At 56.4% G+C, this 987-nt stretch carries 1 pseudogene; it reads right to left on the reverse strand.

The window, feature by feature from the left end:
• Positions 1 to 261: 261 nt before the first annotated feature.
• Positions 262 to 987 (reverse strand): annotated as a pseudogene (locus GO988_RS23945) (terminase large subunit domain-containing protein); the annotation flags it as partial.

Here is a 987-nt window from a genome sequence, read left to right on the forward strand (position 1 = left end):
AACGTGTTTTTGACCTAACCCCTGGATAATCAAGCAGAACGCTCAAAAAAAGGGGTGATTTTTATAACGTAACCCACGCGGCCGTGCGCGCCCTTTAGCATTTGGCAATTGCCAAACGGGCCATTTTGAGGAATATATGAACGGGGGGGGTAGAAACGTAAAAAGGGCCCTGACGCTAGCGCCAGGGCCCTTTTTGATGATTTGAAACTGGCAATTGCCTATGAACAATTGGCAATTGCCAGTTGGCGTGCCAGGCCGGCGCTAGCCGCGGCCCAGGAAGTACACCGGCTCGTGCACCTGCACCTGGCCAAAGAGGTGGCCGTACTTGCGGTAGACGATGTTGTCAAAGCAGTCACTTAGGTGCGTGGCCCGCTCCTGGTCGATGCTGCTCTTCTCGCTGTTCTTGTTCTTGGTCCAGTCAGGATTGATAGGCGACTGTTGAATACTAATGATCAGGTACTGACACTTGTTGCGGTTGAAGCGCAGCACGGGCAGGCGGGGGTTGTTCTCGGCCAGCAGTTCATTGATGGCGATGTGCTTGAGGCGGTGGTCAGGGTCGAGGCCCTGCACCATGAGCACCGACGTCCAGCCAGCGGCGGCTAACTGCTGCTGGATAGTTTGGTAGAAGGTCTGGTTGCTGCCGACCTGCTTGTTGTTGCCATTGCGGTCGCCATAGATCACCACGTGCTTGCGCTGATGGCTCTTGTAGGTAGTGCAGAACTTGGTCACGAGCGCATCGAGCACGGTGGTAGCACTCTGCTTGACCCACAACGCATCCAGGCAGCGGAACTCCTGGCCGTTCTCCTGGCACACGATAACCGAGGTGAAGGCCGCGTTGAAGTCAAACGATAGCTCCAACTCCCGCCCGGGGTCGCGGTCGCTGTCGAGGGGCAGGGTGAGCCCGGTCTGCTCATCGTAGGAGTAGGTGTAGGTTTTCCAGACCCCGTGCTTCTCGACATTGAAGCTGGGATAGAAGGAGTTGGGCAA

Origin of the sequence: Hymenobacter ginkgonis (assembly GCF_009755225.1) — a bacterium.
Taxonomy (GTDB): Bacteria; Bacteroidota; Bacteroidia; order Cytophagales; family Hymenobacteraceae; genus Hymenobacter; species Hymenobacter ginkgonis.